This window comes from Rhodococcus sp. SBT000017, from assembly GCF_003688915.1.
In the GTDB taxonomy this organism is placed as follows: domain Bacteria; phylum Actinomycetota; class Actinomycetes; order Mycobacteriales; family Mycobacteriaceae; genus Rhodococcoides.
Map to the genome: position 1 here is coordinate 3,879,975 of NZ_REFU01000001.1, position 15,583 is coordinate 3,895,557.

At 63.2% G+C, this 15,583-nt stretch carries 16 protein-coding genes and 1 tRNA gene; 7 read left to right on the forward strand and 10 right to left on the reverse strand.

Annotated features, from left to right (window positions below):
• Window position 1 precedes the first annotated feature (1 nt).
• Both AYK61_RS18190 and AYK61_RS18195 read right to left on the reverse strand, forming a co-directional pair.
• Window positions 2-838 (reverse strand): ABC transporter permease, encoded by an 837-nt coding sequence (locus AYK61_RS18190; protein ID WP_183130462.1) that lies wholly within the window; start codon window positions 836-838, stop codon window positions 2-4.
• A 93-nt stretch (window positions 839-931) separates the two neighbouring features.
• Window positions 932-1,513, reverse strand: coding sequence for a bacterial proteasome activator family protein (locus tag AYK61_RS18195; RefSeq protein WP_121871848.1), 582 nt, complete (start codon window positions 1,511-1,513; stop codon window positions 932-934).
• A 175-nt stretch (window positions 1,514-1,688) separates the two neighbouring features.
• On the opposite strand from AYK61_RS18195, the gene AYK61_RS18200 reads away from it, so the two are divergent.
• A complete protein-coding gene (locus tag AYK61_RS18200; RefSeq protein ID WP_121872874.1) occupies window positions 1,689-2,894 on the forward strand; it encodes a cysteine desulfurase-like protein in 1,206 nt (401 codons plus the stop codon).
• A gap of 109 nt (window positions 2,895-3,003) precedes the next feature.
• Here AYK61_RS18200 and AYK61_RS18205 read toward each other — a convergent pair whose 3' ends face one another.
• Window positions 3,004-3,993, reverse strand: coding sequence for an NAD(P)H-quinone oxidoreductase (locus AYK61_RS18205; protein ID WP_121872875.1), 990 nt, complete (start codon window positions 3,991-3,993; stop codon window positions 3,004-3,006).
• A 35-nt stretch (window positions 3,994-4,028) separates the two neighbouring features.
• The gene (gene mgrA / locus AYK61_RS18210; RefSeq protein WP_121871849.1) at window positions 4,029-5,063 is read right to left on the reverse strand and encodes an L-glyceraldehyde 3-phosphate reductase; all 1,035 of its coding nucleotides are present in this window, start codon (window positions 5,061-5,063) and stop codon (window positions 4,029-4,031) included.
• Between the two features lie 77 nt (window positions 5,064-5,140).
• On the opposite strand from mgrA, the gene AYK61_RS18215 reads away from it, so the two are divergent.
• From AYK61_RS18215 to AYK61_RS18230, 4 genes are all read left to right on the forward strand, one after another.
• Window positions 5,141-5,653, forward strand: a complete 513-nt coding sequence (locus AYK61_RS18215) for a MarR family winged helix-turn-helix transcriptional regulator (protein ID WP_121871850.1) — start codon at window positions 5,141-5,143, stop codon at window positions 5,651-5,653.
• 45 nt (window positions 5,654-5,698) lie between these two features.
• Window positions 5,699-5,783, forward strand: a tRNA-Ser gene (locus AYK61_RS18220).
• 102 nt (window positions 5,784-5,885) lie between these two features.
• Window positions 5,886-7,106, forward strand: coding sequence for a site-specific integrase (locus AYK61_RS18225; RefSeq protein ID WP_121871851.1), 1,221 nt, complete (start codon window positions 5,886-5,888; stop codon window positions 7,104-7,106).
• Window positions 7,107-7,798: 692 nt separating this feature from the next.
• On the forward strand, window positions 7,799-9,736 hold the full coding sequence (locus tag AYK61_RS18230) for a hypothetical protein (RefSeq protein ID WP_121871852.1): 1,938 nt from the start codon (window positions 7,799-7,801) through the stop codon (window positions 9,734-9,736).
• Window positions 9,737-9,783: 47 nt separating this feature from the next.
• On the opposite strand, the gene AYK61_RS18235 is transcribed toward AYK61_RS18230, so the two are convergent.
• The 5 genes from AYK61_RS18235 to AYK61_RS18260 all read right to left on the reverse strand — a co-directional run bounded on the left by AYK61_RS18235 (window position 9,784) and on the right by AYK61_RS18260 (window position 13,085).
• Window positions 9,784-10,821 (reverse strand): DUF6615 family protein, encoded by a 1,038-nt coding sequence (locus AYK61_RS18235; RefSeq protein WP_147458350.1) that lies wholly within the window; start codon window positions 10,819-10,821, stop codon window positions 9,784-9,786.
• A gap of 18 nt (window positions 10,822-10,839) precedes the next feature.
• The gene (locus tag AYK61_RS18240; protein ID WP_147458351.1) at window positions 10,840-11,163 is read right to left on the reverse strand and encodes a hypothetical protein; all 324 of its coding nucleotides are present in this window, start codon (window positions 11,161-11,163) and stop codon (window positions 10,840-10,842) included.
• Window positions 11,164-12,172: 1,009 nt separating this feature from the next.
• Window positions 12,173-12,574, reverse strand: a complete 402-nt coding sequence (locus AYK61_RS18250) for a DUF2510 domain-containing protein (RefSeq protein WP_183130346.1) — start codon at window positions 12,572-12,574, stop codon at window positions 12,173-12,175.
• Between the two features lie 52 nt (window positions 12,575-12,626).
• Window positions 12,627-12,776 (reverse strand): excalibur calcium-binding domain-containing protein, encoded by a 150-nt coding sequence (locus AYK61_RS28195; protein WP_310886836.1) that lies wholly within the window; start codon window positions 12,774-12,776, stop codon window positions 12,627-12,629.
• A gap of 45 nt (window positions 12,777-12,821) precedes the next feature.
• Window positions 12,822-13,085: a hypothetical protein gene (locus AYK61_RS18260; RefSeq protein ID WP_121871857.1), complete on the reverse strand. Its 264-nt coding sequence runs from the start codon at window positions 13,083-13,085 to the stop codon at window positions 12,822-12,824.
• A 290-nt stretch (window positions 13,086-13,375) separates the two neighbouring features.
• Here AYK61_RS18260 and AYK61_RS18265 point away from each other — a divergent pair, with 290 nt between their 5' ends.
• On the forward strand, window positions 13,376-14,056 hold the full coding sequence (locus AYK61_RS18265) for an MspA family porin (RefSeq protein ID WP_121871858.1): 681 nt from the start codon (window positions 13,376-13,378) through the stop codon (window positions 14,054-14,056).
• Window positions 14,057-14,333: 277 nt separating this feature from the next.
• Here AYK61_RS18265 and AYK61_RS27385 read toward each other — a convergent pair whose 3' ends face one another.
• Complete coding sequence (locus AYK61_RS27385; RefSeq protein ID WP_183130347.1) at window positions 14,334-14,495, reverse strand: hypothetical protein; 162 nt, start codon at window positions 14,493-14,495, stop codon at window positions 14,334-14,336.
• A gap of 227 nt (window positions 14,496-14,722) precedes the next feature.
• Here AYK61_RS27385 and AYK61_RS18275 point away from each other — a divergent pair, with 227 nt between their 5' ends.
• Window positions 14,723-15,580, forward strand: coding sequence for a hypothetical protein (locus AYK61_RS18275; RefSeq protein WP_121871860.1), 858 nt, complete (start codon window positions 14,723-14,725; stop codon window positions 15,578-15,580).
• Window positions 15,581-15,583 lie beyond the last annotated feature (3 nt).

Sequence of the window (15,583 nt, forward strand, 5' to 3'; positions counted from 1 at the left end):
CCTAAACCCAGTAGGGCACGCGGGCCCGGTACTTCTTGAGTGCGACGATGGCCAGCGCCCATCCGACGACGGTGAAGCCGAGCACGATGTACCAGTGGTACGCCTGCTGATCCTCGCCGATCAGGGGGGCCCGGATGATGTCGAGGTAGTGGAAGAGCGGGTTGATCTCGACGAGCTTGGCGCGGTTCGCGGCCTCGCCGCCCATCGACTCGAGTCCCGAGGTGGTCCACACGATCGGCGTCATGAAGAACATCAGCGTGACGAAGCTGCCGAGGATAGGGGCGATGTCGCGGTAGCGGGTCGCGATGATGCCGAACAGGATCGACACCCACACCGCGTTCAGCAGGATCAGCACGAGCGCCGGCATCGCGAAGATCACGGTCCAGTGCAGCCCGCCGGGCGGCCAGAAGATCGCGATGATGATCACGTAGATCAGCATGTTGTGGCCGAGCAGCAGTAGCTGACGCCACACCAGTCGATAGACGTGCACACTCAGCGCGCTCGGCAGCTGTTTGATCAGGCCTTCGTTGGCGACGAAGACGTCTCCGCCTTCGAGAATCGCGGCACTGATGAGGTTCCAGATGATCAGACCGACGGTGACGTGCGGCAGGAACTCGCGCAGATCGATGTTGAGCAGAACCGAATACAGCAGACCCATGGCGATGGCCTGGACGCCGGTGGCGATGGTGATCCAGAACGGACCGATCACCGACCGGCGATACCGCTGCTTGATGTCCTGCCAGCCGAGGTGCAGCCACAGCTCGCGCTGGTTGAAACCGGTTCTGAGGTCGCCGAAAGCCCGCCGATAAGTCTGTGAGTCCGAAACCGGAGCAGGCATCTGGTCTCCTGCCTCGCTCTCGGGATCCTTCGCTGGTGCCGACACGACGGTCGACACTACCTGCATTCGACTTTTCGGCTCATTCCGAGCGTGTCACAGGTACTGGCCGGTACCGCTGCCGCCGTGGCCGCCACCCGGTGCGGGCATCACACCGGGAGGCAACGCGCCCTGCCGCATCTGTTCGAGTTGAGCGCGGGCGGCCATCTGCTGAGCGAACAGGGCCGTCTGGATGCCGTGGAACAGGCCTTCGAGCCAGCCGACGAGCTGGGCCTGCGCGATGCGCAGTTCGGCGTCGGTGGGGACCACGTCGTCGCCGAAGGGCAGTACCAGGCGCTCGAGCTCGTCGCGCAGTTCCGGTGCGAGGCCCTGTTCGAGTTCGTGGATGGACGACTTGTGGATCTCCTTCAGCCGCGTCCGGCTCGCGTCGTCGAGCGGAGCGGCGCGCACCTCCTCGAGAAGCTGCTTGATCATCGTGCCGATGCGCATCACCTTCGCGGGCTGCTCGACCATCTCCGACAGGCCCGATCCATCGTCCGATCCGTCGTTCGCGGAGGATCCGGCGGCGCGGGCCGCGGCGGCCGTCGCTTCCTCACGGCTCAGGGCAAGCGGTTCTCCATTGGGGCCGATCACAACAACATGGTCGTCGGGTGCGCTGTTCGGCTCGGATTGAGTCATATATCCATCTTTACCCGTCGCTCGCCGTTGCGCGATCGTCTGGGGCGATTATCCTGGTTCGGTCGTCTGGAACAGTGGAGGCCGGGAGGATCGAGCGTGCGAGGTGGGCAACCGTTCCCTGGCGAAACAGGACGTGGAACACATGCTGCACCGGTCGGCGCTTAGAGTGTCCGGCATGGGTTACGACGTCGCGCGAGTGAGAGGTTCCATCCCCTCGCTCGGTGACGGGTGGATTCATCTCGACCCTCAGCTGGGCATGCTGATTCCGGACCGCGTGTCCACCGCTGTATCCACCGCGTTCCGGCACAGTGCGTCCAATCATTCGGCCGGCAACATCGCGGCCAAGCGCAGTGCAGCTCTGCTGGAGTCCGCTCGCGTCGCGATCGCCGATCTGGTCGGTGCCTATCCGTCCGGTGTCGTCATCGGTCCGGATCGCGCGACGCTGCTGTCCTGGCTCGCGGATTCGATGAGCTCGCGGCTGGGGCTGGGAACCGGTCTGGTGCTCTCGCGGCTGGACGAGGAAGCGAACGTCGCACCGTGGCTGCGGGTCGCCAGCCGGTCCGGCGCGCATGTGCGATGGGCCGAGGTCGAAATCGATACGTGTGAGTTGCCCACCTGGCAGTTCGACGACCTGATCACCTCCACCACTCGGCTCGTCGCGGTCACTGCGGCGTCGCCGATCGTCGGTAGTGCGCCCGATGTTCGGGTCGCGGCGGATCTGGTGCACGAGGTCGGTGGGCTCATCGTGGTCGACGCGGCCGGAGCTGCCCCCTACGCCCACGTCGACATCAAGGAACTCGGGGCCGACATCGTCGCGATCGACACCGCCGCGTGGGGTGGGCCGTCGGTCGGTGCGCTGATCTTCCGCGATCCGACGCTGCTGGAGCAGTTGCCGTCGATGTCGCTGAACCCGTCGGCCAAGGGGCCCGAGCGGCTCGAGGTCAGCGCCCATCAGTACGCGTTGTTGGCGGGCGTCGTCTCGTCCATCGACTACCTGGCCAATCTCGACGACGCAGCAACTGGGACGCGTCGCGAGCGCCTCGAGCTGTCGATCGGATCGTTGCAGCACTACCACGACGGCCTTTTCGATTACCTGATGAAGGCGCTCGACTCCCTCGACCACGTCATGGTGCTGGGGAATGCGCCGACGCGCATTCCCACCCTGAGCTTCACCGTCGAGGGCATGCCGGCGGTGAAGGTGTCCGAGCAACTCGCGCAGGCCAGAATCGGCAGTGTCAGCGGAGTCCACGGTGGGAGTCGGTTGCTCGACGCATTGGGCGTCAACGACGAGGGTGGTGCCGTCACCATCGGTCTGGCTCCGTACACCACCCGCTACGAGATCGATCAGCTCGTCACAGCGCTGTCCGCTCTCGCCCTCTGACGGAGCGGCTCCGCCGCACGTGCGCGAGGTGCCTCCGGGTCGTTCCGCAGGCTCCACTCCGGCCTCGTAGCCCACTACGAGGTTCCACTCACGACCGCCGACCTGCGCGCTACTGAATTCGCAGGATCACCTTCCCGATGGTCTCGGCCTCGTCGAGCATTCGATGTCCTTGCGCCGCTTCGGTTATCGGGATCTCGGCGTGTACGACGGCGGTGACGAGGCCCTCGGAGATCATGGGCCACAGGTGTGCGGTCATGTCTGCGACGATGTTCGCTTTGCTCGACGGCCCGGTTTCGGGTCGGCCGCGTAAACCGGCAGCATGCACCGAGCCACGTTTGGCGAGGAGTTTGCCGAAATTCAGCTCGCCCTTCACGCCGCCCTGCATGCCGATGGTGACGACGGTGCCGTCCATGGCCAACGCATCGATGTTGCGGTCGAGGTACTTCGCTCCCATGTTGTCCAGGATCAGGTCGGCACCGTGATCCTTTGTCTGTGAACGTATCTCGGTGACGAAGTCCTGGTTCTTGTAGTCGATCAGGATGTCGGCTCCGAGGTCTGCGCACATGTCCAACTTGTACTTCGATCCAGCGGTGACGGCGACGGTGACGCCCATCTGCTTGGCCAATTGGATTGCGTGAGTACCGATTCCGCTGCCGCCGCCGTGAACGAGCAATACCTGCCCCGAACGCATGTGTGCGTCCATCACCAGGTTGGACCACACGGTCGAGGCCACTTCCGGAAGTGCCGCTGCCACATGCAGATCGAGGCCCTGCGGTATGGGGAAGAGCTGGGTGGCGGGTACGGCGACCTGCTCGGCGTAGCCGCCTCCGGCCAACAGAGCGCAGACCCTGTCGCCGACCTTCCAGCCGCTGACACCCTCACCGAGTTCGGAGATGATGCCCGAGCATTCGAGTCCGAGGATGTCGCTGGCACCGGGCGGCGGCGGGTACATTCCCTGTCGCTGCATCAGGTCGGCTCGATTGACGGCGGTGGCCGAGACATCGACGATCACCTGTCCGCGATCGGGACGGGGGTCGGGGACCTCGGTCCATTCCATGACGTCGGGATCGCCGAACTCTTTCAGTGTGATGGCACGCATGTCTCCATAGTGCGCCCCCACTGCCGCAGGCACTCCTACAGGTCCCAGAGATTGATTCCGAAGTCCTCGGCTTGCGTGTCGATCTCGGCGAGTTCTGCGTCGATGAAGTCCAGATTCTTCAACGCCGCCACGTTGTTCTCGAGCTGTTCGACGCTCGATGCGCCGATCAGTACCGAGGTCACACGCGGGTCGCGCAGGGCCCAGCTCAGCGCGAGTTGCGCGAGGGATTGGCCGCGGGTCGAGGCGATGTCGTTCAACGCACGCAGGTGCCCGACGTGGTCGTCGGTGAGCCAGTCCGGATTCAGCGATTTGCCCTGCGCTGCTCTCGAATTCGACGGGACGCCGTCGAGGTACTTGTCGGTGAGCATGCCCTGGGCCAGAGGTGAGAACGCGATGACGCCCGCGCCCACCGCGTCGAGGGTGTCGAGCAGTTCGGGTTCGATCCACCGATTGACCATCGAATAACTCGGCTGATGGATCAGTAGAGGAACGCCCGCGTCGGCGAGAAGGTCCGCCATCTTCTGCGTGCCCTCGGGCTTGTACGAGCTGATGCCGGCGTACAGCGCTTTACCCTGCTGGACAGCGCTGATCAGTGCGCCTGCAGTCTCTTCGATCGGGGTGTCGTGGTCGGGTCGGTGGCTGTAGAAGATGTCGACGTGGTCGAGTCGCATCCGCGTCAACGATTGCTCGAGCGAGGACAGCAGGTATTTGCGGGAGCCACCGAAGCCGTAGGGGCCGGGCCACATGTCCCAGCCGGCCTTGCTGGAAATGATCAGCTCGTCGCGATATCCGGCGAAGTCCTCGGAGAAGATGCGGCCGAAGTTCTTCTCCGCACTGCCGTACGGCGGGCCGTAGTTGTTGGCCAGGTCGAAGTGCGTGATACCGAGATCGAATGCGCGACGCAGGATCGCGCGTTGGTTCATCAGCGGTACGTCGTCACCGAAGTTGTGCCACAGCCCCAGCGAGATCGCCGGTAGCTTCGGCCCGCGAGACCCCACTTGCCGGAAGACCATGGACTCGTATCTGTCGGCTGCGGCAACGAAAGGTGGGTCGATGTTGGGATCTGTCATAACTCGACCCTAGGTCCCGGACTCGAATCGAACATTCAACCATCGCAAGCTACTCGTCGGTAGATTTCTTGCCTAGGATGTCACGGGTGACAGCCGAACTAGCCGTTGGTTCCGGGGGGGACCCGCAGTGGCTCGATACTGCGGAAATGAAAGCATGGCGCGCCTATATGGACGGCGGGCAGCGATTGATGGGGGTATTGAACAAAGATATGCAGGATCGCCACGATCTGTCGATGGCCGAATACCGAATTCTGGTGATGTTGTCGGAATCGATCGACGGCTCCATCAGGATGAGTGAGTTGGCCGACGGTGTCCTGTCCTCGAGAAGTCGCCTGACGCATCAGATCAGGCGAATGGAACTCCAGGACATGGTGACTCGCAGTACCTGCGTCAACGACGGTAGGGGCGTGCTGGCGGTGATCACCGAAGAGGGCCGTCGGCGGTTGGCGGAGGCGGCACCCACTCACCTCCGCGGCGTCCGTCAGCACCTCATCGACATCCTCTCGCCCCACGAACTCGAGGTGCTGGGCGACATCTTCGAGAAGGTCGACGCAGCGATGGACGCGTCCGGCTCCACACCGCGGCGATGAGGGGCGATTGGGCCCCGGTGCGCCCGGCCGTTTAAGATCGCACACGGAAGCGTGGCAGAGCGGCCCAATGCACTCGCCTTGAAAGCGAGAGTGGGTAAAACCACCGGGGGTTCGAATCCCTCCGCTTCCGCTGCACGTCAGGGGCGGTTTCGACAAACCGCCCCTGACACCGACGCACCTGGCCATACGCCGGTATGACACACATGTGACACGTCCTCAGTAGGATCGCGACATGGCGTTGCGAAAAGGCGTGGATAAAGTGGCGCTCCCGAGCGGGGACATCCGATACGAGGTGCGGGTGCGTCTGGCGCGGGCTGACGGCACTAGACGGCAGACTCGGCGTCGGTTCACTACTGCCGCGCACGCGGGGGAGTACCTCGACAAGCTGCAAGAGACTATGTCGGCTGAGGCGGTGGCGGCTGCCGCCGACGAGGCTGGAGTCGTAAAGGTGTCCGAGGCGGTCGAGCGTTGGCTTGCGTCGCAGCGGATCAATCTGACTACTCTCGCGGCTTACACGGCGGCGCTGGCACCAATCGTTGACCGGTTCGGCAATCGCGACGTGCGGACAATTGGCGACCGAGAGGTAGAGCAGCTCGTGCAAGACCTGGTAGCGGGCACCGGGCCGGGTGAGCGGAAGTGGAAACGAACATCGATCAACCCGATGCTTGCACGCACCAAAGCCGTGTGGAAAGACCTTGAGCGGCGGAAGGTCCTGAGCGAAAACCTCATTCAATATGTGAAGCCGTTGCGCAAGAAGGATGACGTCGAAACCTACGAGGGTGCGTTGGACTTATCGGACCGACTCGGTGAAGACGAATATGCGCGGCTGCTGACGGTGCACTCCAAAGTGGATCTGCCGCTGTTCGGCGGACAGCGGTCGGCTGAGTACATGGCCGTGGTCCATGCGCCCATGGTGCACCTGGCGTTGATCGGGTTGCGGCGCGGGGAGCTTGCCGGGTTACGTTGGAGTGCAATCGATCTGGATGCAGGGAGAATCACGGTAGCCGCGCGGACCCGGGTTCGAATCAGTGGGCAAACCATTGATCAGAAGAACGGAAAGACCGCCCGCGCACGACGGTCCCTGAAACTGCCGGCCCCGGTGCTGGAAGTGCTGAGGGGCACGCATGAACGGCAGCAGATCGCCAGAAAGAGAGCCGGCGATGCATGGATTGGGGCCCGAGATCTGCACGTGCTCACGCACTGGGACGGCCGCGCGGTGGCACCCCGGACGCTGGACGACTGGTGGAAAGAAGCGCTGCGGTACGCGCGAGTGCCCCATCGCAGACTCCACGCCGCTCGGCACACCGCAGCGTCGCGACTGATCGCTGCGGGAGCCACACCGTCCGCGGTCGCCGCCTGGCTGGGCCACGCGGATGGCGGAACGCTAGTCCTGCGAACCTACGCCCACACCGACGCGTCGGAGGTAGACGCACTGGCGGCACTGCTCGGTTAGGTACCCTCTGCCGCAAAATATTTCAGATCCGTTCCCTGATAGTCCGCGAAATACTCCGGCAGGGGAAAATAGTTATTCAACTCAGTTATTCGGCAGTGCTACTGACCTGCGCAATCGGCCGATTCCAAGTTTGTCGCTCGTACCCGCCAGCTTTGTAGAATTAGTTTGTCTGAAATAAACTCAGGCACGAAAAATGCTGGTGTAAGCGAAGTTTCGACCTTGCGGCATGGATTTCTACGGCCTACGGTAGCGCCATGGATGGCACGGGCGGCAAGTCAGGCGCAAGCAAGTCGGGCGCAGGCGAGGCTTCGTCTAACTCGCCACGGTTCTTGAGCGCGCGGGATTTCGCCGAGACGACTGGTATTCCCTTGCGCTCGCTCCATCGCTATCTGGCGCAGGGGTTGATCCCGGGTGCCGTGCGTGTCGGGCCAGGTACGAAATGGCGGATTTCCCCGCCCACCAAGAATTTTGGTCACATCCAGGACTGTCCGAAATGACTTCCGCGTCAATACAACTCAGTTTATAAGTAGAAGAACCCCCGGCTGGACGGCCGGGGGTTCATCGAGCCTAGCGAGAAGCGAGTAACCAGCTCGATTCTCGGTGTTATGCATCCCCCAACGAAAGGGACTGTCTTGACGGACAGGTCTCAGGGTAGCGCGCGCCCTCATGCGTTCGCAATCCCTGATCACAACGTGTCGAAAGCATTCACCGACTCCAGCTCCCCGCATGTTCGGTGGAGTGAGCTCTACAAGCTGATCGTGGACTTCAGCGTTCCCGGTCGGGCCCTCGCCCTGGCAAGCGACGGCACCGAAGTTGCGCAGTCGCTCAAGGCTGGGAACCCGCTGGCGCTCATCACCGAAGCAGAGACGCTCGGTCAGGGTCAGGCCGCGCATGCCGTCGTCGGCCGCATCCGGCCCGACCTCCTGACGATCGACCTCGACGGCTGCGCCGACGTCGTCGCATCCGGTGTGCTGCACGCTGCCGAGACCATGAACGCGCCCCTGGTCCACCTCGCAGCGTCGGGATCGGACGACTCGGTCCACATCGTGCTCGCGCCGCCCACACCCTGGGCTCGAGCCCATCTGACTACCATGATCGACGAACTGCGAATCTGGGCAGGCTACGACACCCGCGCGGTCGACATCCTCACTCCAGCACGCTATCTACGCTTGCCGGGCGCTGCATCACTCAAGCCGGTCGGTGACTTCTGTCGGCCGATCGCCGTCGACGGAACGCCCCTCTCCGCTGCCGACGCGGCCGACAGAGCCCGAAGCGCACTGTCCGAAATCGCCTCAGCCACAGCTGAACTCACTATTGCAGCTGGCGGCCATACGCGGTCACGGCCGAACAAGAAGGCCGAAATTGCCACTGAGCGTGTTGTCCGGACGCTGGCACAGGACATGTCATCGATCGTCGTGACCGACGTCGCGCCGCGAGCGTGGCGTCGCAGGAAGCGATTCAGCTACGCCGACTGGCAGCTTTTCATGAGCCACCCTCCGATCGGTACCCGCTCCGACCGGGCGACCGAAGCGGCCTGGCTGCTTTGGCAATCCGGAATCCGCGACTGGACGATGGCTCGCTGGTACTACCGCAATTGCCCTGTCTTCGAGAAGTTCGCCGTACGCGAGGGCACAGCCCCGGGTAGCACGCGTGTGCACTGGGAATCCATCGCGAGTCGGGCCCGCGCGCACCGTCCCCCGATGAACGGTGACGAGCACGCCGTCATTGACCGCGTCCGAGACCACCTGTGCACCTGGACCGATCGGCCTGCTCAAGCCATCGCGATGCTGGCTGTCCTCGAGCATCGCTTCACCGATGGCCATGGTCTAACCAGTCGCCCCATCGCGGTTCGCGACCTGATGTCGTGGCTCAACATCACTTCGATCGGCACAGCCAAACGTCTCCTCGACGATCTTGTCGAACAGCAAGCACTCGCCCTCTCCGTCCCTTACGCACAGAGGGCTCCCCGAGAAGCCTCGCGGTATTCGCTCGTTGATCCAGAGTCGCTCTCTACACAGTCATCTTCGGAACATGACGTCACAATCCTGGGGGCCTCCGTCCCCCTGACCCCCACCCACGGGAACCCACTCTCGCCGCTCTGGGGCGTATTAGGTGCCGGCTGCTGGCAGGTCTACACCCACTTGTTGAGTTCGTCGGAACCACTGGCGTCGAACGACCTGGCCTCCGCAGTGGGCACCCCCGTAGGTACCCGTCGGTTCGGCTGCCTACGCCTACTCGACGCCTTGGTGGACGCTCAACTGGTGAAACGAACGGGCCGCGGCCGTGCCACCAGATGGATAGCAATCGCCGGTGATGCAGTTCGGCGTGCGGAAGAAGCGACGGGTGCGCTGGATCGCCTCAAAGCATTACGGACTCGTATCAACGCGGAACGGGCCGCGTGGCATGCCGAGACTCGCACCGAATACTCAAGGGCTCAGCGGGTGCTTCGGCGAATCCTCGACGGACTGGGAGAACACGCTGCGAAGCGCCAACTCGAACTGGGTCTCGGCGAGGATGTGGACGAGTACGTGTCGTCGTCTGTGGTGCTCGCGAAGCACAGAAGTCGCCTATGGCGCGACGGTCTACCGCATCGGCCGCCAGGACGGCCATCAGGGCGCGCGGCTCCGTAGACAGGCGGGGCGCGCCTGCGCGGGCCGCATACGAACGGGAGCAGGCGTCAGTTCATGAAGAAATTCGCCTCGGGGCTGAGTTCAGTCAGCACGATATTCGTGGGCTCAGAAGGTTGATCGCTCTCCTCGCCGAGCAGAGCGTCGAAGTCCGCCGGTGGTGCCACGTTCAGGAGATATGCGTGTGCCAGATCCTTATTGGTCGCTGCGCGGCGCTCGCGCTCCTCAAGGACTGCGGCGGACTTCTCGAAGTGCATTTTGCCGGGCCCGTGTACCGCTTGCTCGGCCTCTGGTGACGGATGGCGATATGTGAACCGTTCGAACTCGTCGTCCGGCGGACGCCCGGAATCCCCTTGGATCCGGTACAGGTTGCGCAGAACCTCCTCGAAGGTTGGAAGTGCGCCAGGGGTATCCGACCGGAACAAGTAGGCCCATGGCGTCGAATGTGTCAGATATCTTGGGACATAGAGCTTGTCCAATGTGCGGCTGTTGTCGTGAGGCGACCCGAGAGGGAAAGCAGATGACGCAGGGTCCTCGAAAATTCGTTTCACGACCTGAGTAGGCAGCAGTGTGCACCCCCACGACAGATCACTCCAGAAAGCCCCGCTGGGGTGGTAGTCCGCACGTGAGACTCTGTCAGCCAGAGCCACAACGTCGTGATGATTGGTCTGAAACAGGAACCTGTCTGTCGGCCATCCGTTGTAGAACGCGTGGAGCGGAAGTGCCCCGTCCTCGATGCTCTGAACAATGAGCGTTTCGTACTGCGGGAGGGCCTGATTCTTGGAGTGGTGAGCCAGTTGTTCGTATCGCACGCCATCATGACTCGAGCGCTTCGCCTGTACCCGCAGCTTGAGCCACAACTCTTCCTCCGAAGAACCGATCCACCACTCCCAATCCGCACCGTTTGTTGCCTCCACCGTCCTCGTGAACTTCTTCACTCGCGTAGAGGGCAGCCCTGCCAACCTGATGAGGTTCGTGTCGGTCAGAGACTCTTCGCCCGGCCCTATCCCATGGGCGATGCCGTGCACCATCGAATGCCAGCTGGACTCGGCGACATCGTTCAGCGCCTCGAACATCTCGTTTGTCATCGCTGTCTGTCTTCCGCGCTACTTAGAGCTGCTCGCGAGAAACTTCTCCAGCGCTACTCGGCACAACTTCGATCGCGACTCGGCTGCGACCTTCTTGGCAAGCTGATCGATCACCTCGAGGTTGTCCCGCCGCATTCGGAACGATCTCATCGACCGAGGGCCTGCGATCTGACGCTGTGTACGCACGAACAACCCGTCTGACTCCGCTGTGGAATTCGCCTTCGCGATGAGCTCATGCAGCTCGTCGTGCGACGCCACGATCGCGTCCATGACGAGATCCGGGTACGAGACGGAGTTCTTCTTGGCGAATGTCGTCGTCGCCTCGGCCAAGGCAGTTGGCAACGATAAACTAACCGGTGCGGTGTCGACGCGACCTTTGGCCTCTCTCGACGTCACGGTCTTGGTTGCGTGTGTCGCTAAGGCCTTGATTCGCACGCCGACCTTGACCGGCGAGGCTGAAACTCCAGCCGGCTGTTCTGGAGGAATCGAGTCCATGCGCCTGCCTATGCCATCGACAGGGGGAAAGGCTGGACTCTCGTTCACGCCGGCACCTCCGCGGTTTCCCGTCGATAGGCGAACAGGTCGTCTTCCGTTAAGACCGCGCTCGAACGGATTGGAGTATGCAGTATCAGGTCTTCGTCCAAGCCGCACCCCGTGAGGAGAATTCTGTTGAACGACCCCTCGAAGTTCCCTCGGTCGACGTAAGCGTGGCTCAAGAACAGCTTTGGAACAGGCGGCGGGAGCATGTAGCGAGAGTAAACGAGCTGCGTGCGCATCGGTTGGCGGTTTGTGGAACCCCGGCTGGTTCGTCATCTCGCAGCATCGGGATCGCACAACTCGGTCCACATCGTGCTCGCACCGCCCACACCCTGGGCTCGAACGCATCTGACCAACATGATTGATGAACTTCGCGTCTGGGCCAGCTACGGCACCCGCGCTGTCTACGTCCTCACCCCAGCTCTCTACCTACGCTTGCCGGGCGCTGCGCCACTGAAGCCTGCCGATGACTTCAGTCGGCCGATCGGGGCTCGGGGACACGCCCCTCTCCGCTTCCGCCGCGACCGCCCGAGCCCGCGGCGCACTATCCGAAATAACCTCAGCCACAGCTGAACTCAATATTGTGTCAGCTGGAACCCGCACGCGGTCACGTGTGACCACACCGTCGGGCTGGTAGGCGCTGCCAACCGCCCCGTGTCGCTCTACCGGGCGTTTAGTTGCGGGTTTGACCCTCGATCGCGGCCCGGGCTCGAATTTCTACCGCTCGCTTCGACATGTGCTTCGTCCTCCACAAAGTACGAAGCGGCGTCAAACCCGGGACGATTCAGTCTGTCACGTCATGTCCAGTCGATGCTCACAAGACTGATCCACCCCACAGTTGCGCGCATGGATGCCCCCGTGGTCGCCGCGGCGACCACGTCGACATCTTCAAACTGCGTTGGTGGTGTGTCGTGGCGGCCGGCAACTCCGACGACGGAGCCGAAGCCTGATCAGCGCCGCCCTCCTCCTCGTCCGAGCCGAACACCGATCCGATGCCGACTGCGAGAATCACGACCGCCGCGATTGCCAGCACGATCATGAGTCCGCGGTTGCCGCCGCCTTTGCTCTCGGGCAGTCCCGGTGTGGGTAGCGGCGGAGTGGGGCGGGGCGTGCCGGGGGTGGAGTGTTGGGTCCATTGGCCGCCGTCCCAGTATCGTTGTCCACCCGCATTGGAGGGGTCGGGATCGGCGTACCAGCCGGGGTTCGGTGTCGTCATCGGTGAAGTGTCCCAGGTCGACAACATCGAACTCACCGCGTTGACCTGACCTCTATTCGCAACCGACACCATCCCCGTCACCGTCGAACTTGGTGCTGAAACCAGGTTCTCCGACTCGAATGGGGACGGCTCCCGCCGCACGGACTGCAGGGCTCAAACGGCTCCTTGCCCCGGCGGGGGTAGGTCTCGTTGACATTCGCATCCTGGTCGCCGAGGAGGAATCATGCGGCCTGACGTCTTGGTCCGGTCACGTCAGTTCATTGCGCGTGTAGATCAAGCCGATGCCGTGCGCCGCGCGATCGATGACGATGCCAGCCCGAGTTGCAGCGTCGAGGATGTCCAACCGCAGAAGCAAAGTCGTCCTTCCATCCCCCGACGTATCCAAGTCGCCACCCTTCATCAGACCCCAAGCGGCCTGCCGTGCAAGCTCTGTCAGTTCTGTAGTCGCGTCAGAGTTATTCATCTGGCGAAGGCGCTGATACAGGGGCCGGTCACCCAGGTGGCCGACCAAATCTGCGCACTGTTATTGACCTCACCAATCGCTCGATAAGTGTGCGCTATCACACGCTAACGCGTCATTTCCGGGCACCCGGTATGTTTTGAGCGGTATGGCAAGTTTTTTGGAGGGGTTTGATGCAATAAAGCAATCTCTGTGACTGCGATCCGATGGCAGCGGTCATGCGTAAGCGTAGTTGAATTTTGTAGAAAACGGTACAGCGGTTGAGTACTGCGATTCTCGCTGTTACCGTCCTGTCGATCTCGGGGCGTACGCCTCGACTGACCGAATCACGGGGGATAGCAATGCAATTCAGCCAGACAACGAGAAACCGCCGCCGATTCGCCGCGAGCGGCGCCTGGCTGAGTGCGATCACTGCAGTCGCAATTCTCCCGCTGGTGCTCACTGGCACGGCCTCCGCCGCGCCAGTGCAGCTAGCAGACAAGTCCACGCAGACCGTGTCCGACGATGGCTGGAACCTCAGCTTGACCGCGAACGAGCTCACCGTCGACTCAGTGCCCAACCTGGCGACGACCCCTTTCACGCGGGAGGGCTTCGTCTCAGCGAAGGTGACCGGTCGGATTACAGGCGAGGGAACGGTTCCAGTGAAGACGGGGTACATCGAGCAAGGCCTTCAGATCGGCTGCCAGGTAGATGTGTCATCTGGTCTCGCTGTAGGGCTGGGATTTTCGATCGGCCCGACCGCGGGAGTCACCATTTCGGGGATTCCGGGCGCGAACCTCGGCGTCTCCGCGTCGGTGAGCCCGAGCATTCAGACGACGCTCGTCCCGGGCACGATTACGACTGTTCCGCTGGGGAAGAAGAACCTCGAAGGATCACGGGGATCGATCGATGCCGATGCGATCCATGTGAAGATCGACGCTTGCTACGGCCCCGTGACGGTACGGACCTACGCCCAGCTCTCCGTGTCTACTCCCACCGCCGACAACAGTCTGTTCGTGTACTCGGACCCGACCTGGCTCTGATCTTTCGTATCACCCGGCCGTGACGACCGCGTCGCACGGCAGAAACCGCTGCGCTGGAACGGAACCCGATGCGATCACTCACGTTCAGACTACTCCTCGCGGCGGCGACAGTCATTGCGATCATCGCCGCTCAACCTGTCCTGCTCGCTCCGATTGCCTCCGCAGAGACGCCTGCGGAGCGGTGCAGTCGGGAGACGTCCGCCTACGACGCCGCGTGGGAAGCGAGCTGGGCTGCCGCGAATCCAGGCGGTGGTACTCCGCCTCCGCCGCCAGTGCCCTACATCTGCCGGGATCCATCGGCGACACCCGAGCCCACCCCGACTGCACCGAAACCTGCCCCCGCGCTCCCGGACATCTCCACCACCACACCAGCGCCAACCCAGCAGCGGGTGGGATCGAACGCCCCCACCAATTTTCCCGAGTACAACGGCACAGACATCGTCCCGCTCCCCGCGCTGCCATCGCTGGCTGACCTCATCCCGACCGCGACTCCAGCACCGCTCCCGATCGACCAATCCGGCCCTCAAGCTCCACTCGTCGGCGACTCGATCACGATCGACGACATCCTCGCAGCGTGCAGGCCCGTCGCAATCCCACGCCCGCAGAGCGCGCAGGAATTGACGGAGTCAGCGCGCCTCATACGCGCTATTGAGGAATACCCGGTCAGTGGAGTACCGGACGGCGGTCGACAGGATCCGCGACGACATCGCGGGAGGCGCGTACGGGAACCAGTTCGACTCGGTCGCCTGGGACGCCGACCACGTGATCTCGCTGAACCGGCTCGTTCAGACCCCGGGCTTCACCAGCCTGTCACCGGCGGACCAACTCGCGATCGCACACAGCCCCGAGAACTTGAAGCCGCTCCGGCGGGGATGGAACCGGTCGAAACAGGCCGACTCGGTGTACGACTGGCAGGGTCCGAGATCGGGCCCCTCGCCAACCCCGACCGAGGCCGAGCGAGTCGAACTCTGCCAGAGCGAAGCCAAGGCGACCAGCTACATCCTCGACCAGATCTCGCTGCGAAGCTCACCACCTGAACGGGAGGACTCCGCAGACAGTGGCGTCTCCAACCCTCCCACCGCGCCGCCGACAGATCCTCCTGCGCTCACGGACACTGTCACAGCGACCGTCGAGGAGATCCCCTACCCACAGCAGGCCGCGCCCGCCTCGCCCGAATGGACGCCGGAGCGGACGGCCAGCATCGACACCACCACCCCTGCGTGGACTGAGCCGAGCCAACTCCCCGCGCAGCCTTCACCTGAGATCGCGCCTCCCACAGTGACATCGTCGATCCGGCCGCCGGTCGAAGCCCCCCGGGTCACCTCAAACACCAACTCGCCGAGAAGCTCCGCGCCGTCGAGGCCCAGCACTGCGACCGAGGACGACGACAGCTTCTGGGAAAAGGCAGCCCCGTACGCGGCGGGGGCAGGCCTGATCGCTCTCGGCATCGCCGTTGCCCCCGCTGCGCCCGTGCTCGGGGCGGGTGCCGTGATCGGCGGGATCGCCGCAGGTGCCACCGGATGACCA